The 16,363-nt window shown below is 68.6% G+C and carries 15 protein-coding genes; 12 read left to right on the top strand and 3 right to left on the bottom strand.

Annotation, left to right across the window (positions count from 1 at the left end):
• Positions 1-25 precede the first annotated feature (25 nt).
• From RMP09_RS07410 to RMP09_RS07395, 4 genes are read left to right on the top strand one after another with little or no spacing between them, the layout of a single operon-like run.
• On the top strand, positions 26-1,087 hold the full coding sequence (locus tag RMP09_RS07410; RefSeq protein WP_310565331.1) for a toll/interleukin-1 receptor domain-containing protein: 1,062 nt from the start codon (positions 26-28) through the stop codon (positions 1,085-1,087).
• A gap of 34 nt (positions 1,088-1,121) precedes the next feature.
• Positions 1,122-2,150, top strand: coding sequence for a M12 family metallopeptidase (locus tag RMP09_RS07405; RefSeq protein ID WP_310565330.1), 1,029 nt, complete (start codon positions 1,122-1,124; stop codon positions 2,148-2,150).
• A 31-nt stretch (positions 2,151-2,181) separates the two neighbouring features.
• Entirely contained in the window at positions 2,182-2,928 is a 747-nt protein-coding gene (locus tag RMP09_RS07400) for a toll/interleukin-1 receptor domain-containing protein (RefSeq protein ID WP_310565329.1), read from the top strand.
• Entirely contained in the window at positions 2,925-4,928 is a 2,004-nt protein-coding gene (locus RMP09_RS07395; protein WP_310565328.1) for a hypothetical protein, read from the top strand. Before RMP09_RS07400 ends, RMP09_RS07395 begins: the two co-directional genes overlap by 4 nt.
• Before the next feature lie 4 nt (positions 4,929-4,932).
• On the opposite strand, the gene ahpF is transcribed toward RMP09_RS07395, so the two are convergent.
• Positions 4,933-6,534 carry an alkyl hydroperoxide reductase subunit F gene (gene ahpF, locus RMP09_RS07390; RefSeq protein ID WP_310565327.1) on the bottom strand — a complete coding sequence of 534 codons (1,602 nt, stop codon included), beginning with the start codon at positions 6,532-6,534 and terminating at the stop codon, positions 4,933-4,935.
• A gap of 236 nt (positions 6,535-6,770) precedes the next feature.
• Positions 6,771-7,346: an alkyl hydroperoxide reductase subunit C gene (ahpC, locus tag RMP09_RS07385; protein ID WP_310565326.1), complete on the bottom strand. Its 576-nt coding sequence runs from the start codon at positions 7,344-7,346 to the stop codon at positions 6,771-6,773.
• 383 nt (positions 7,347-7,729) lie between these two features.
• Between ahpC and RMP09_RS07380 the strand changes: the two genes are divergently transcribed.
• The 7 genes from RMP09_RS07380 (at position 7,730) to hemP (ending at position 14,894) form a co-directional block, all read left to right on the top strand.
• Positions 7,730-10,078 carry a TonB-dependent siderophore receptor gene (locus RMP09_RS07380; RefSeq protein WP_310565325.1) on the top strand — a complete coding sequence of 783 codons (2,349 nt, stop codon included), beginning with the start codon at positions 7,730-7,732 and terminating at the stop codon, positions 10,076-10,078.
• Between the two features lie 260 nt (positions 10,079-10,338).
• The gene (locus tag RMP09_RS07375; RefSeq protein ID WP_310565324.1) at positions 10,339-11,031 is read left to right on the top strand and encodes a Fe2+-dependent dioxygenase; all 693 of its coding nucleotides are present in this window, start codon (positions 10,339-10,341) and stop codon (positions 11,029-11,031) included.
• A gap of 320 nt (positions 11,032-11,351) precedes the next feature.
• Positions 11,352-12,485 carry an alpha-hydroxy acid oxidase gene (locus tag RMP09_RS07370; RefSeq protein WP_310565323.1) on the top strand — a complete coding sequence of 378 codons (1,134 nt, stop codon included), beginning with the start codon at positions 11,352-11,354 and terminating at the stop codon, positions 12,483-12,485.
• 306 nt (positions 12,486-12,791) lie between these two features.
• Positions 12,792-13,463, top strand: coding sequence for a TonB family protein (locus tag RMP09_RS07365; RefSeq protein ID WP_310565322.1), 672 nt, complete (start codon positions 12,792-12,794; stop codon positions 13,461-13,463).
• A gap of 36 nt (positions 13,464-13,499) precedes the next feature.
• Positions 13,500-14,234, top strand: coding sequence for a MotA/TolQ/ExbB proton channel family protein (locus tag RMP09_RS07360; RefSeq protein WP_310565321.1), 735 nt, complete (start codon positions 13,500-13,502; stop codon positions 14,232-14,234).
• 19 nt (positions 14,235-14,253) lie between these two features.
• Positions 14,254-14,667, top strand: a complete 414-nt coding sequence (locus tag RMP09_RS07355) for a biopolymer transporter ExbD (RefSeq protein ID WP_310565320.1) — start codon at positions 14,254-14,256, stop codon at positions 14,665-14,667.
• 35 nt (positions 14,668-14,702) lie between these two features.
• Positions 14,703-14,894, top strand: a complete 192-nt coding sequence (gene hemP / locus RMP09_RS07350) for a hemin uptake protein HemP (RefSeq protein WP_310565319.1) — start codon at positions 14,703-14,705, stop codon at positions 14,892-14,894.
• A 103-nt stretch (positions 14,895-14,997) separates the two neighbouring features.
• Here hemP and RMP09_RS07345 read toward each other — a convergent pair whose 3' ends face one another.
• Positions 14,998-15,405 carry a heme-binding protein gene (locus RMP09_RS07345; RefSeq protein ID WP_310565318.1) on the bottom strand — a complete coding sequence of 136 codons (408 nt, stop codon included), beginning with the start codon at positions 15,403-15,405 and terminating at the stop codon, positions 14,998-15,000.
• A gap of 232 nt (positions 15,406-15,637) precedes the next feature.
• Here RMP09_RS07345 and RMP09_RS07340 point away from each other — a divergent pair, with 232 nt between their 5' ends.
• Positions 15,638-16,336: a Bax inhibitor-1/YccA family protein gene (locus tag RMP09_RS07340; protein ID WP_310565317.1), complete on the top strand. Its 699-nt coding sequence runs from the start codon at positions 15,638-15,640 to the stop codon at positions 16,334-16,336.
• The last annotated feature ends 27 nt before the right edge of the window (positions 16,337-16,363 follow it).

Genomic DNA, 16,363 nt, shown 5'->3' with positions numbered 1-16,363 from the left:
TCGAGGCTGAACACCTGAGGCCGCCATGAACCGCATCTTCATCAGCTACCGGTCGTCCGACGGCAAGAAGGATGCGGCGCGGCTGGCGGCCGACCTGAACGAGCGCTTTGGCGAACAGCTGGTGTTCTACGACAAGCAGGACCTGGTGGGCGGCAGCTCCTGGCGCGACGCGATCACCGCCACGCTGGGTTCACAGCCGGTGGTGCTGGTGCTGATCACCCCCGACCTGCTGGACGCCCAGCACCCGGAGGGCGGGCGCCGCATCGACCGCGAGGACGACCCGATCCGCAACGAATTGCTGACGGCGCACCACAACGGCGCGGTGATCCTGCCGCTGCTGACCGAGGGCATGCCCATGCCCGCCGGGCATCTGCTGCCACCACCGCTGCGGTTCCTGGGCGAAACCCATGCCCGCCCGCTGCGCACCGACGACTGGAACGCCGACCTGCAGCGCATCGTGGACGACCTCCAGACGCACCGCATCCATGTGCCCGCCACGCCGCCACCCGCGATCCAGCCGCTGCTCTCGTCCACCACCACGGGCCACGGCGTGCAGCGCTGGCTCAAGCTCGGCGCCGCCGCCGTGGCGGTGCTGGTGGCGGCGCTGCTGCTCATCGGCCTGCTGAACCCCGACGACAGCCCTGCCCCCGGCGGTGAAACGAACGCCCTGGCGCCCCGGGCCGCGGCCACCACCCCGCCCAGCGCGCCCACCGATGCCGCCGGCGTGTGGTGGGCGGTGGACGCGGCGGGCCACCGCACCCGGGTGCAGATCAGCGTGAACGGCGCCGACGCGGCGCTGCAGACCGATGCCATCCCGGTGGCCTGGTACCCCGAATGGCAGGCCTATGCGCAGCGCCTGCGCGAACAGGGCACGGTGTTCGACCACATCCGCTACAGCGGCGCCGGCCAGTGGGCCAACGGGCGGCTGCAGATCCCGGTCAACGTGCACAGCGCCGAAGGCCACGGCCCGCTGGACACCGGCGCCCTCACCCTCACGCTCAGCGCCGACGGCCGCGAGCTGACCGGCCAGCTCTGGAGCAACGGCGACCAGGCCCACACGCCGCTGCGGCTGGTGCGCCGCCCCTGACCCCGTCTTTCACCACCACCCACAGGAGGACCCCATGCCCAAGATGCTCCACATCTGCACCGAACGTGTGCTGCCGGCCGAGCTGATGCAGCCGCAGCAAACGCTGCGCAGCCGCGGCCGCACGCGTGCCATCAGCCCCATCGGCAAACTCTGGATGAACGGCAGCACGCTGCGCGTGCGCTTTCTGGGGGGCACGGCCGCGCAGCAGGCCAAGGTGAAAGAGCAGGCCGGCTGGTGGACGGTGCACGCCAACCTGCGCTTCGATTTCAACAACGCAGCCGACGCCGAGATCCGCATCGCCTTCGACCCCAACAACGGCGCCTGGTCCTACGTGGGCACCGACAACCGCAGCATCCCGCTGGACCAGCCCACCATGAACCTGGGTTTCATGGACGGCGGCACCACGGCGCACGAGTTCGGCCACGCCATCGGCCTGGCGCACGAACACCAGAACCCGGCCGGCGGCATGCAGTGGAACGAGGCCGCCGTGATCCGCGACCTCAGCGGCCCACCCAACAGCTGGAACGAGGCGCAGATCCGCCACAACGTGCTCAACAAGTACCGGGCCGACCAGCTCAACGGCACCAGCTTCGACCCCGACTCCATCATGCTCTACGCCTTCCCGGGCAGCTGGGTGCAAAGCGGCCAGGGCACGCACGCCAACGAGGTGCTCTCGGCCATGGACAAGGCCTTCATCGCCAGCGCACGGGCCTACCCGAAAGCCGCGCCCACCATCGCCGATGCGACCGAACTCGTGGTCGACGCCACGCGCCGCACGGCGGCGGCCATCGGCCAGGCGGGCGAAGAGGACCTGTTCCGTTTCCAGGTCAGGACCGGCGGCACGCACATCGTGGACACGCGCGGGCCGACCGATGTGGTGATGAAGCTCTTCGGCCCCGACAGCCCGACCGCCGTGATCGCCGAGGACGACGACAGCGGCGTGGGCACCAACGCATCCATCCGCCGGAACCTGCTGCCGGGCACCTACTACGCGCAGGTGCGGCACTACAACAAGGCCAACGGGATGGGGAACTACTCGGTCAAAGTCAGGCGCACCGCCTGACCTTGACCGTTCAGCACGGCACGGCGGTTCCATGAAGGACTTCTTCATCAGCTACAACCAGGCCGACAAGGGCTGGGCCGAATGGATCGCCTGGCAGCTGGAGGCCGCGGGTTTCCAGGTGGTGATCCAGGCCTGGGACTTCCGCCAGGGTGGCAACTTCGTGCTCGACATGCAACGCGCGGTGGAGGCCGCGCAGCGCACCATCGTCGTGCTCTCGCCCGACTTCCTGGCCTCCCGGTTCACCGCGCCGGAATGGGCCGCGGCCTTTGCCCAGGACCCGACCGGTCGCACCGGGCGGCTGCTGCCGGTGCGCGTGCGCGAGTGCCAGCCCAGCGGCCTGCTGGCGCAGATCGTCTACATCGACCTCGTGGGCCTGCCCGACCGGGCGCAGGCCAGGGAGCAACTGCTCAAGGGCGTGACCCAGGGCCGCGCCAAGCCCGATGCCGAACCCGACATGCCGCCGCTGGAGGTGGCCACCTCGCCACCGTCGTCGCTGGACGACGAACCGCCCTGGCCGCCCTCGCTGGAGGTGGCCACCAGCGTGGCGGGCCATGTGTTCTGGTGCGTGGCGCGCGTGGCGACGGTAGTGATCGTGGTCGCGCTGGCCGTGCGGACCCTGCTCGCCAGGGCCCTGCCCAACTGGGCCGACAGCAGCCCGGGCACCGCGGTCACGGCGGCCCTGTTGTGGGGCCTGGCCATGGCCTTGCTGGTGGAAGCCCTGCTGCGCCTGTGGCGAAGGCGTGTGGCCTCACGCACCCTGGTCAGGAGTCCGATGTGAAACACGCGCTTCACTGGCCGGTCGCTTGTCTGCCTGCCCGCGGCCTGCGGAGCGGCTGGATCGCGCTCGCGGGATCGCTGTGCCTGTGGGTCGCGGCGCCCGCCTTCGCGGCCCAGCCGGCAACGCCCGATCCCGCCTTGGTCCGCCAGGTGCGCGACGCCCAGCAGACCATGGAGCGGCTGGCCGGACTTGAGGAACAGGCCGGCGACACGCGCGCCGCCGCCGACCGCCTGGCGCAAGCCGGCCGCGACGCACTGATCGCCTGGCAGGGCTATCTGAGGGCGGACGAACGCGGACGCACAGCGTTCGAACAGGCCCGCGACTGCCTGCCACCGTTGCAGCAACGCCTGGCCGCGAACAACGCGGCCCTGGCGGCACGGGCCCAGGCCGTGACCCGGTCGCAGGCGGCCGTGCGGGCCGTCGCATCGGCCGAGGGCGGCGGACTGGCCCCCGCGGCGCACCTCGCCGACCTGGCCTTCCAGCAGCGCCGGGCCGCCGAAATGGCGTTTGCAGAACGGCACCGGGCGGTGAGCGAGCAGGCTCGCGTCTGCGCAGGCGACACCCTTTCGGCCCATTGGGCCATCCAGGGCACCCAGGACCACGCGCAGGAGGCCGTGGACCTGGCGCGGGATCTGGCGCCGCAGCTCGCGGCCTTGCGCACACGCTGGCAAGCAACGTCGGAAGCGTTTTTGGCCGCCACACAGGCCGGTCTGGTGGAGCCCGCCGGTGCGGCGCCGACCATCGCGAGCGACGAGCCGCTCAAGCGCCTGGAACAGGCCCTGGCGGGCACAGGCCTGCCCGCGCGCAGTGGCGCGCCGACCGCGGTGCTGACCGGACCGCTGACGCCCAACCGCGTGAACCTGGAGCGCCTGACCGCTGAACTGGAACGCCTGCAGGACGCGGCCGCGTACATCGACCTCAGCACCGCATCCCCCTTGAGCGATTGCGTGGACGCCAGCTGCGCGGGTCTTCTGGCCGAGCGGCGCGGGCTGACCGCACGCATGACCGACACCCAGGCCCAACTGGCGCAGGCGGTGGATCAATGGCGGCAGTCGCCCGCTTCCTTGCGCGAACAGCTGGCACCGCTGTTGACCCGGCGGCAATCGCTGAACGTTCGCATGCAGCCCATGGCCAGCACGCTGGGGCCGGCGGTGACCGAAACCACGGCGGCCAGCCGTGCTGTGCAGGCGGCAGCGGTGCAGCTGCAGTCCGCCGCCGAGCGCGCACACGAACACGCCCGGCAGGCCTGGGAACTGGCCTACCAGCAGGCCTACGGTCAAGCCCCCGAGCCCGATCTCGACGTTGCCACCGCCAGCGGCATGGGCATGGCGGGCATCGCGCCCGCCCCCTCTGCTGCCATGTTGCGTCTCGAAATCCGCAGCCACGCGTACGAACTCTTCAGCCGCTTCGATGGCGAGATTGCCGATTTCGGTGCCTACACCTACGTGCTGGTGCGCAGCGCCAGCGACCTGCAAACGCCCGCTGTCCGGCAGCGTTTTCTGCAGCTGCTGCACATCCTGCAGACCCTGCCGGCCGCGGGACTGGTGGCGAGCGGGGACAAGCCGCACGTCAATGTGTTCTGCATCCCGGTCACCCCGGGCAACGAAGGCGTCCGCGATGCCGGCCAGGTGGCCTATGCCTCCGATCTCGGGCAGCAGCTCAAGATGCGCGCGCAGAACGGCCTGCTGACCCAGAAGGCGGTCCGCCAACGGCTGACCAGCGCGCCGGGGCCGTTCCTCGTCACGGTGCCGGGTCGGCTGGCCCTTGCACAGTCGGGCGCGCCCCTGCTGCTGGCCGACCTGTCGACCTATCCGCCGGACGCCATTGCCGACCTGACCAACCACTACATGAACGGCCTGGTGGACGACTTCCCGCGCCAGCAGGCGCTGTGGACGCCGCCGGTGTTGCAGCGCGTGGCGCTGTTCATGATTCACCTGGCCGCAGGCACGGGCGAGCTGGTCACCAGCGCCCTGCCGACCGCTCAGGCGCAGCCGCGTTGAGCGCTCAGGCCGCGCTGGCGACGGCCGCTTCGCTTTTCGGCTCGACCACCACCGGCTGGCGGATCAGGTGGTCAAACGCGCTGAGCGCGGCCTTGGCGCCCTCGCCCGCAGCGATCACGATCTGCTTGTAGGGCACCGTGGTGCAGTCGCCGGCGGCGAACACACCGTCCACATTGGTGTGGCCCTTGGCATCGACCACGATCTCGCCAAAGCGGCTGAGTTCGACCGTGCCCTTGAGGAACTCGGTGTTGGGCACCAGACCGATCTGCACGAACACGCCTTCGAGCGGCACCAGCTGTTCCTCGCCGCTCACGCGGTCCTTGAACTTCAGGCCGTTGACCTTGCTGCCGTCGCCGGTGATCTCGGTGGTCTGCGCGTTCACGTGGATGGTGACGTTGGGCAGGCTCTTGAGCTTGCTCACCAGCACCGCATCGGCCTTGAGCTGGTCGGCGAATTCAACCAGGGTCACGTGCTGCACGATGCCGGCCAAATCGATGGCCGCTTCCACGCCCGAGTTGCCGCCGCCGATGACCGCCGTGCGCTTGCCCTTGAACAGCGGGCCGTCGCAGTGCGGGCAGTACGCCACGCCCTTGTTCTTGTATTCCTGCTCACCCGGCACGTTGACATTGCGCCAGCGCGCGCCCGTCGACAGGATCACGCTGCGCGCCTTGAGCACGCCACCGTTCTCCATCTGCACCGCGACCAGACCGCCCGGCTCGCTGGCCGGGATCAGCTTCTGCGCGCGCTGCAGGTTCATCACGTCGACCTCGTAGTGGCGCACCTGGGCTTCGAGCGCGGCGGCGAACTTGGGGCCGTCGGTTTCCAGCACCGAGATGTAGTTCTCGATCGCCATGGTGTCGTTGACCTGGCCGCCCATGCGTTCGGCGGCCACGCCGACGCGGATGCCCTTGCGGGCGGCGTACACCGCTGCGGCGGCACCGGCCGGGCCACCGCCGACGATCAGCACGTCGTAGGCGTCCTTGGCGTTGAGCTTGGCGGCTTCGCGCTCGCCCGACTTCGTGTCCAGCTTGGCGACAATCTCTTCCACGCTCAAGCGACCGGAGGCGAACACCTCGCCGTTGAGGAACACCATGGGCACGGCCATGATCTGGCGAGCCTCGACCTCGGTCTGGAAGGCGCCGCCTTCGATCACCACCGTCTGGATCTTCGGGTTGACGATGGCCATCAGCGACAGCGCCTGCACCACGTCCGGGCAGTTGTGGCAGGTCAGGGACATGTAGACCTCGAAGCGGAAGTCGCCATCCAGCGCCTTGATCGACTCGATCACGTCCGCCTCGACCTTGGGCGGGTGGCCGCCGGTCCACAGCAGGGCCAGCACCAGCGAGGTGAACTCGTGGCCCAGCGGCAGGCCCGCGAAGCGCACGCCGCTGGTTTCACCGGCACGGGCGACCACGAACGAGGGCTTGCGCGCATCCTTGCCCGAGGTGTCCAGCGTCACCTTGTCGGACAGGCCGGCAATGGTCTCCAGCAACGAACGCATTTCGGCGCCGGTGGTGCTGTCGTCCAGTGACGCGATCAGCGTGATCGGCTGGCGCAGCATGCCGAGGTACTGCTGCAACTGGGCTTTGAGGGTGTCGTCGAGCATGGCGAACTCCTGAAAAGGAAAAGAAGGTGCGGAAGACCGCTGGTGCATGGGCCTGCAGAGAAGCCCATGAGGCAGCGGAACTGCCTGAACAAACGGAAGCGTGAAGTGCCTCAATCCAGAACGCCGCGGAACCGGCTTTGCCGGGCCGCAAGCGGCCTGCGCAGCTTGGGACAGCGCGAAGTGCCGCAGCCTCTGGCAGCGGCCCCGCGCGCCAGCGCGGCGCGGGGGTGGGCAATTTAGATCTTGCCGACCAGGTCGAGGCTGGGGGTCAGGGTCTTGGCGCCTTCCTTCCACTTGGCCGGGCAGACCTGGCCAGGGTTGGCGGCGGTGAACTGGGCCGCCTTGAGCTTGCGCAGGGTTTCCGACACGTCGCGGGCGATTTCGTTGGAGTGGATTTCCAGGGTCTTGATCACGCCATCGGGGTTGATCACGAAGGTGCCGCGCAGGGCCAGGCCTTCTTCGGGGATGTGCACGCCGAAGGCGTTGGTCAGGGCGTGGGTCGGGTCACCGACCAGGGGGAATTTGGCCTTGCCGACGGCGTCGGAGGTCTCGTGCCACACCTTGTGCGAGAAGTGGGTGTCGGTCGTGACGATGTAGACCTCGGCACCGGCGGCCTGGAAGGCGGCGTAGTTGTCGGCGGCGTCTTCGATCTCGGTCGGGCAGTTGAAGGTGAAGGCGGCCGGCATGAAGATCAGCACGGACCACTTGCCCTTGAGGGACTGCTCGGTCACTTCGATGAACTCGCCCTTGCCGGCGCGGTTGACGAAAGCGGTGGTTTTGAACGGCTGGACTGGGGTGTTGATCAGGGACATGGTTGTTTCCTAACAGGTTGGGATTGAAGAACCGGAGAAGGCGATGCGATACGTGAACCGCAACGGCGTGAATCATAGCCGAGAACTATCGACATCAAACATTGATAGTCTCTATTCGGTCTATAGCTTTTGTGCTGCAGCGCACCAGAACACGTCAGATGCCAGTGATTCGCATTGATCATGCCTTTCCTCGGGTCGGTGACATCCGCCCATGGCGCTCAAGCCGTTCCAAAACCGCTGGTAACCCGCCGATGCCCCTCCAGCAAAGACCTTGTAAAGTATTGTTTACGAATTATTCGCATTTGCAATACAATCTAGCATCTTAGCCAGCCACAGCGTCGAACCGTTGCAGCCAGCCGAAAACCCATCGACTCACTGCCACCATGCCCCGACGCCTGAAGTCCCGCCGCGCCCAGTCGCACGCCCTCCCCTCCCCCGCATCCCCCGCCGCCATGCTGCCCCTGGGCGCCATGTTGCTGGCCGGTTCGATGGGCGCCTTCGCCCAGACCGCCACCACCCCATCCGCTTCCGAAACCACGCTCAAGACCGTGACCGTGAAGGAGCGCGCAGAGGCCCCGGAAGGCAAAGAGGCGGTGCGCGCGACGGAAACCACCATCGGCAAAGGCAAGCAGCAGCTGCGTGACATCCCGCAGTCGGTGACCGTGGTGACCGAGAAGCTGATCGACGACCGCAACCTCGACACCGTCAAGGAAGCGCTCAAGAACACCGCGGGCATCACCTTCCTGGCGGCCGAAGGGGGCGAAGAAGACATCCGCCTGCGCGGCTTCGCCCTGCAGGCCACCGGCGACCTGTTCATCGACGGCATGCGCGACCCGGCCATCTACGACCGCGACACCTTCAACATGGACCGCATGGAACTGCTGCGCGGCTCGGCGTCGATGCTGTTCGGCCGCGGCTCCACCGGCGGCGCAGTCAACCAGGTCAGCAAGCAGCCGCGTCTGATCAACGAACACCAGGTCGACCTGACGCTGGGCAGCCACGCCTACAAGCGCCTGGTGGGCGACTTCAACATCCAGACCGGCGAAAGCGCCGCCCTTCGCCTCAATGCCATGGTGACCGACGCCAACAACGACGGCACGGGGCGCAGTCTCGACAAAAAGGGCCTGGCCGCCGCCTACCGCTGGGGCATTGGCGAGCGCGACGAGTTCCAGGCCAGCCTGTACCACCTGGACAACAACAACGGCATCAACTACGGCCTGCCGTTCATCGCGCCCTATGAAGGTGCACCCAGCACCGACCGCGTCCTGCTGCCGCTGGACCCGACGGCCTATTACGGCCTGGCCAGCGACTACAACGAAAGCGGCGGCACCATCGCCAGCGTCGGCCACACGCACCGGTTCAGCCACGACAGCGAACTCAAGACGCAGGCCCGCGTGGGCAGCTTCAACCGCGACCAGCGCTCCGGTGCCATCCGCTTTGCCAACGCCAGCCTCCAGCCGGGCGGCGTGGCGGCCAACCTGACGAACTTCGGCCCCGACACCGTGCTGACACGCGGCACCCACCTGAAGATCCAGGACATGGACATTGCCCAGGTCCAGAGCGACTTCAGCAACAAGTTCGACGCCCTGGGCGTCAAGCACGAACTGCTGGCCGGCGTGGACATCACGCGGGAGAAGAAGACCGTCTATGCGGCCCGCTCAGCGGCTCAGGGTGGGGTGAACATCACCAAACCGACCACCACGGTGGGCACCCCCAACGACGGCGCCTCGGTGGACGAAGCCTCGCGCGTGCTGCGCGTGGGCAACGACTACGTCTCCACGGCCTGGGGTGTCTACGTGCAGGACATGATCCAGATCGCGCCGAAGTGGAAGCTGGTGGGCGGTCTGCGCTACGACAACCTCGAAGGCGACTACAACGCGTACGCGATTCCGAACAACGCGGCCGGCCCCGTGACCACCAGCAGCTACACGATGAAGATCTCGGAGATCAGCAAGCGGCTTGGCGTGCTCTACCAGCCCACCGATCGGCAGTCCTACCACTTCTCCGCCGGCACGTCGTTCAACTCCTCGGGCGATGCCTATTCGCTGGGGGCCGGCAACGTGGACACGCCGCCCGAGCAGAGCATCAACATCGAACTGGGCGCCAAGCTGGACTCGGCCGACAAGCAGTGGACCACCCGCCTGGCCCTGTTCCGTTCGACCAAGTTCAACGAACGCAACACCGACCCCGACCGCACCGTGCCGGCGCCGACCGCGACCGACCCCAATGCAACAACCGCCCTCATCAGCACCGCAGGCAAACGCCACGTGGCTGGCTTTGAAATGGACCTCACCGGCCGCCTGACACCGCAATGGGAAATCTACGGCTCCTACATGTGGATGCCCATTGCCAAGGTGGACAAGGCTGCCGCTTGCCCGGCCACGGGTCAGTGCACACAAAGCGCCCCTGGCGAGCGCGAGGGTGACCGCCCGGCCCTCACCCCGGTGCACAGCGGCACGGTGTGGACCACCTACCAGCTCACGCCCAAGCTGCGCCTGGGGGGCGGCCTGAACTTCCGCGGCAAGCAAAAGCCGACCCGCGCCGAGTTCAACGTGCCCAGCTATGTGACCGCCGATCTGATGGCCGAATACAAGTTCGACTTCGACAAGCTGGTCCTCAAGGCCAACCTGAGCAATGTGACCAACAAGCTGTACGCCGACCAGCTGTATCCGGCGCACTACATCCCGGGCGCCGGCCGCATGCTGCAGGTCACCGCCAGCCTGAAGTTCTGACCGGTCCAGCCCTCCCTGCCCAAAGGCCGCCCGTCCACGACAGTGCGGCCTTTAGGGCGACGCTGAACAAGTCCCCGTGGATGCGATCGCCCGCTGTCGGGATGGGCTGCAAGGCGCAAAACGCAGACGGGCCGGGCGGCCCGGCGAGGCTTTGCAACGCTGAAGACCGCCCGAGAGCTGGATGAGCGCGCCACGAGGGACTTGATCAGCGTTGCCTTAGGCTTTTTCCATAGGGTAGACCCCCTTCACAGGCCCCCACGATGCTGCTGACCCTGCCCAATATCCTCTCGCCCGACGACCTGGCGCGCGCACGCGCCCTGCTAGCCGACGCCCCCTGGCAGGACGGACGCGAGAGCGCCGGCCCGCAGGCCCGCACCGTCAAGAACAACCAGCAACTGCCGCACGACAGCGCAGCGGCCACCGCCATCCGCCAGATGGTGCTGGGCGGCCTGAACCGGTCGGCCCTGTTCTTCAGCGCCGCGCTGCCGATGCGCATCTTCACGCCGCGCATCAACCGTTACGGCGGCGAGACGAACACCTACGGCAACCACGTCGACAACGCCATCCGCCTCAAGGCCACCGACGGCGGCGCCACCGAATACGTGCGCACCGACGTGTCGTGCACCGTGTTCCTCAACGACCCCGACGACTACGAGGGCGGCGAGCTCACGGTGAGCGACACCTACGGCACGCGCGGTGTCAAGCTGCCGGCCGGCCACGCCGTGCTGTACCCCGGCACCAGCCTGCACCAGGTCACGCCGGTCACGCGCGGGCACCGCATGGCCTGCTTCCTGTGGGTGCAGAGCATGGTGCGCAGCGACGAGCAGCGCCGCCTGCTGTACGAACTCGACATGAACCTGCTGGCCCTGCGCCAGCGCCACGGCGAAACCGCCGAGACCACGGCCCTGACCGGGACCTACCACAACCTGCTGCGCATGTGGGCTGAAACATGACCGGACATAAAGACCCCCACGCTCCGCCGCTGCGCGGGTCGCTGCCCCCCGGAGGGGCTGGGCCCGCCTTGGGGCGGCCCGGCGACGGGCCCGCAGACCCCCACGCTCCGCCGCTGCGCGGGTCGCTGCCCCCCGGGGGGGCTGGGCCCGCCTTGGGGCGGCCCGGCGGCGGGCCCGCAGACCCCCACGCTCCGCCGCTGCGCGGGTCGCTGCCCCCCGAGGGGGCTGGGCCCGCCTTGGGGCGGCCCTGCGGCGGGCCCGCAGACCCCCACGCTCCGCCGCTGCGCGGGTCGCTGCCCCCCGGAGGGGCTGGGCCCGCCTTGGGGCGGCCCGGCGACGGGCCCGCAGACCCCCACGCTCACGGCCTGCCCGCCACCCTGGCCGACCACGCCGAACGCGCGCGCCAGACGCTGGACCCGCGCGTGCTCGCCTACTTCGACGGTGGCGCCGCCGACGAAATCACGCTGCGCGAGAACGAGCTGGCCTGGCAGCGCATCCGCCTGTCCTCCCGCGTGCTGCGCCCGCTGGCGGGTGGCCACACGCGGGTGAACCTGCTGGGCCGCACGCTGGCCCACCCCATCCTGGTGGCGCCGATGGCCTACCAGCGCATGGCCCATCCCCACGGCGAACAGGCCACCGCGCTGGCCTGTGCCGCCCAGGGGGCCGGCTTGGTGCTCAGCACCCAGGCCACCGCGCCGGTCGAAGCCGTGGCCCGCCTCATGCGCGACGATGCCGCGAGTGGACCGCTGTGGTTCCAGCTGTACATGCTGCCCGACCGCGGCTTCGTGCGCAGCCTGGTGCAGCGCGTGGAAGCCGCCGGCTGCGAAGCGCTGGTGCTGACGGTGGACGCGCCGGTGCAAGGCGCGCGCGACCGCGAGCGCCGCACCGGCTACCGCCGCCCGCCGGCGTTCCAGGCGGACAACCTGGCCGGCCGCATGGTGCCGCCCCCGGTGGACCTGCAACCCGGCCAGAGCGCCCTTTTCGACGACCTGCTCACCCACGCCCCGACCTGGGACGACATCGCCTGGCTGCGCTCCATCACCCGCCTGCCGGTGCTGCTCAAGGGCATCACCCACCCGGCGGACGCTGTGCTCGCAGCCGAACATGGCGCGGCGGGCGTGATCGTCTCCAACCACGGCGGCCGCACGCTGGACACCCTGCCCCCCACCGCCGAGCTGCTGCCCGCCGTGGTGCAGGCGCTGGACGGTGCCCTGCCGGTGCTGGTGGACGGCGGCATCCGCCGCGGCACCGACGTGCTCAAGGCCATGGCGCTGGGCGCCTCGGCGGTGCTGGTGGGTCGGCCCGTGATCCACGGGCTGGCCAACGCCGGCGCCCAGGGCGTGGCCCATGTGCTGCGCCTGCTGCGCGACGAGCTGGAAATCGCCATGGCGCTGTGCGGCTGTCGCCAGTTGAGCGACGCGGCCGCCGTGCTGCATGCACCGCCACAGCACTGAGCCCCCAGCCATTCGGTCTTTTTCGACCGATTTATTCAAATAAGAAGGATTCGCATTTATAATCCATCCCATCGTCGACCCGACCGACAACACAGGAGCTGCCCATGGTTCTTCAAACCCTTTCCGCCCTGGGTGGCGGCCTGGTCCTGTTGTTGGGTGCGCTCTGGTGGGTCTTTCGCCACTGAGCGGCGTCTCCAGCCCGGACCGAACATTCCCGCACACACTCTCTACACTATGTCTTCCGCCAGCGCAGCGCTTGCGCTTCCCCACCCCGGGCCCCATCCGGCCCGGACCACCGCACCCCGCATGGACCGCCGTATTCCCATCGTGATCGCCGTGCTCGGCTTTCATGTGCTGGGCCTGTGGGCCCTGCAGGCCGGCCTGCTGCGCCGTGCCGTTGAACTGGTGGTCCCGGTGTCGGTGCTGTCGGACATGATCGAGCCGCCCCAGCCGCAGGTCACCCCCACCCCGCCGCAGCCCCAGCCACGCACGGCCCCCACACCCAAGGCAGCCCCCTTGCCCAGACCCGTGGCCCAGCCGGCACCGCAACCGGTGGCCGTGGCCACCCCCACCCCGGCGCCCCAGGCCCCCACCGGCGTGACCGAACCCCAGCCACCGGCACCACCGGTGACGGCCGTCGCTGCGACCGAACCCGCGGCCCCGCCTGCACCACCCGCGCCACCGGCGCCGCCCAAGATCGAACTGCCCTCCAGCAACGCCGACTACCTCAACAATCCGAAGCCGGCCTATCCTCCCCTGTCCAAACGGCTGGGCGAACAAGGCAAGGTCGTGGTCCGCGCCTTCATCGAGGCCAACGGCACCGCCACCAAAGCCGAGGTCCGCACGTCCAGCGGCTACGACCGCCTGGACCAGGCCGCGCTGCAGACCGTGCTGAAGTGGCGCTACGTGCCGGGCAAGCGTGCCGGCGTCATCGAAGGCATGTGGTTCAACGTGCCCATCCATTTCGTCCTCGAATAAACCGTCCCACTTTCTCGACTCAGGAACCCCACCGCCATGGACCCCCAACTCGCTTCTTCCGGCATCGCCCACGTCTGGAACCAGGGTGACGCCGTCACCCGCACCGTGGCCCTGGTGCTGCTGGCCATGTCGCTGACCACCTGGGTCATCATCCTGTGGAAAGCCCTGGACCAGCGCGCCCACCGCCGCCAGGCCAAGGCCTGCGAAAGCTTCTGGCACAGCGCCGATTTCGCCGAAGGCGTGACCAAGCTGGGCCATGAGCCGGGCAATCCCTTCCGCGCCCTCGCCATGGAAGGCCGCGAAGCCACCCGCCACATCCTGCACAAGGACGGGCAGTCCCGCCCGCAGCTGCACGACAGCCTGGACCTGAGCGACTGGGTCGAACGCGCCCTGCGCAACAGCCTGGACGACTTCACCGCCCGCGCCCAGAGCGGCCTGACGGTGCTGGCCTCCATCGCCTCCACCGCCCCCTTCGTGGGCCTGTTCGGCACCGTCTGGGGCATCTACCACGCCCTGCTGGGCATCGGCGCGGCCGGCCAGGTCAGCATCGACCAGGTGGCCGGCCCCATCGGCGAGGCGCTGATCATGACCGCCATGGGCCTGCTGGTCGCCATCCCCGCGGTGCTGGGCTACAACGCCCTGGTGCGCGGCAACAAGGGGCTGACGCACCGCCTCAACCGCTTCGGCAACGACCTGCACGCCTATTTCGTCACCGGCGCCCGCGTCACGGCAGGAGGCGATGCCAAGGTCCTGCCGATGAAGAAGGCCTGAGTTTCACCAGGACACGACCATGGCCATCGGAACCCAGGACGACAGCGACCAGATGCTCAGCGAGATCAACATGATCCCGTTCATCGACGTCATGCTGGTGCTGCTCATCATCTTCATCATCACCGTGCCGGTGATCAACCACTCGGTCAACATCGACCTGCCGCAGGCGAGCAACCAGAAGCTGCTGGACAAGCCGGAGAACATCCGCCTGTCGGTGGCCGCCGACGGCGCCTACTTCTGGAACGATGCCCAGGTCGAAGACGCCGACTTCGAGCAGCGCCTGGGCGCCGCCGCCGCCCAGGAACCGCAGCCGGAGCTGCACATCCGCGGCGACAAGGCGGTGCGCTACGAGCGTGTGGCGCTGGCCATGGCCGCGGCCCAGCGTGCCGGGGTGCGCAAGATCGGCTTCGTGACCGAGCCGGCCAAGCCTTGAAGCCCGCCGAACCCGCCATGGCCCAGGAGCACCGCATGCACACCGCCACCACCACGCCGCGCCCGCAAACCGCGGCACAGACGCGTGAAGCGCCCGCCCCGGGGGCGCCACATTCGCTCGACAGCCAGGACCTGCTGCGCGGCCAGAACGCCGTTGCCATCGCGCACAACGGCTCGCTCTACCGCCTGCAGGCCACACGTCAGGGCAAGCTGATCCTGACCAAATAGTTTTTCATCGTGGGGCGACCCGGAGAGCTCACCCTCTCCGAGCGTCGTTTTTTGGCCAGCCAGGGGGCTTCGCGCCCCGGTAGCCAGTCATTTTTTCACGAGCTTACAAACCGATGGCGGCAATGCCGGCGCGCGCGATCTGCGCGTCTTCCGACGATTTCACGCCGCTCACGCCCACCGCACCGATGCACTGCCCATCTTTCACGATGGGCACGCCGCCTTCGAGCATGCCGGCCACGGCCGGTGCGCTCAGGAACGCGGCACGCCCCTGGTTGATCACGTCTTCGTAGCCCTTGCTCTCCTTGCGGCCCAGCGCCGAGGTGTGGGCCTTGGCCGGGGCGATGTGCGAGGACAGCGGCGCGGCACCGTCCAGGCGCTGCAGCCACAGGAGGTGGCCACCGTCGTCGACGATGGCGATGGTCACGGCCCAGTTGTTCTTCAGGGCTTCGGCTTCGGCCGCGGCGGCGATCAGCTTCACGTCGGCGGCTTCGAGAACGGCTTTGGTTTTCATGAACTTCTTTCTGAAACAGGGAGTCTGAACGGACAAGGCTGTGCGCACACGGCGCCGCCCGAACCGGGGGGACGCCACCTTAACGCAGGAATTGGGTGCACGGGGGTCAGCATTGTCGCCACCCCGGTGTGGCCAAAACCGGCCTCCGGCGCGGCGCGCCGGCCACACCTACAATGCGCCACATCCGCTGCAGGGCCTGTGCCGGCAGCGTTCAACACCACAGGAGCACACCATGAACCAGCCCATCGACACCCGCGGCCGCTTCGGCACCGCCGCCTCCGGGTCGGCCTTGCAGCGCAACAAGGTGCTGCGCAACACCTACTGGCTGCTGGCCCTGTCCATGCTGCCCACCGTGCTGGGCGCCTGGATCGGCGTGCAGACCGGCATCACCGCCGCCCTGACCGGTGGCCTGGGCCTGATCGTTTTCCTGGGTGGCGCCTTCGGCTTCATGTTCGCCATCGAGAAGACCAAGAACTCCGCCGCCGGCGTGCCGGTGCTGCTGGGCTTCACCTTCTTCATGGGCCTGATGCTCTCGCGCCTGATCGGCTCCGTCCTGGGCCTAAGCAACGGCGCCAGCCTGATCATGACCGCCTTCGCCGGCACTGCCGGTGTGTTCGTGGTCATGGCCAGCCTGTCCACGGTCATCAAGCGCGACCTCTCGGGCATGGGCAAGTGGCTGTTCATCGGCGCCCTGGCCATCCTGATCGGCGGCGTCATCAACGTGTTCGTGGGCAGCACGGCCATGTTCGCCACCATCGCCACCCTGGCCATCGTCATTTTCAGCGCCTACCTGCTGTACGACCTGAAGAACATCGTGGACGGCGGCGAGACCAACTACATCAGCGCCACGCTGGCGGTCTACCTGGACCTGTTCAACATCTTCCAGAGCCTGCTGGCCCTGCTGGGCATCTTCGGCGGCGACCGCGACTGAACACGCTGCGCGTTCGATCGACAAAAG

Origin of the sequence: Hydrogenophaga sp. (assembly GCF_031426985.1) — a bacterium.
Classification (GTDB): Bacteria; Pseudomonadota; Gammaproteobacteria; order Burkholderiales; family Burkholderiaceae_C; genus Hydrogenophaga.
Note: the sequence above shows the minus strand (reverse complement) of the source record. Positions and strands in the feature narration are given on the sequence as shown.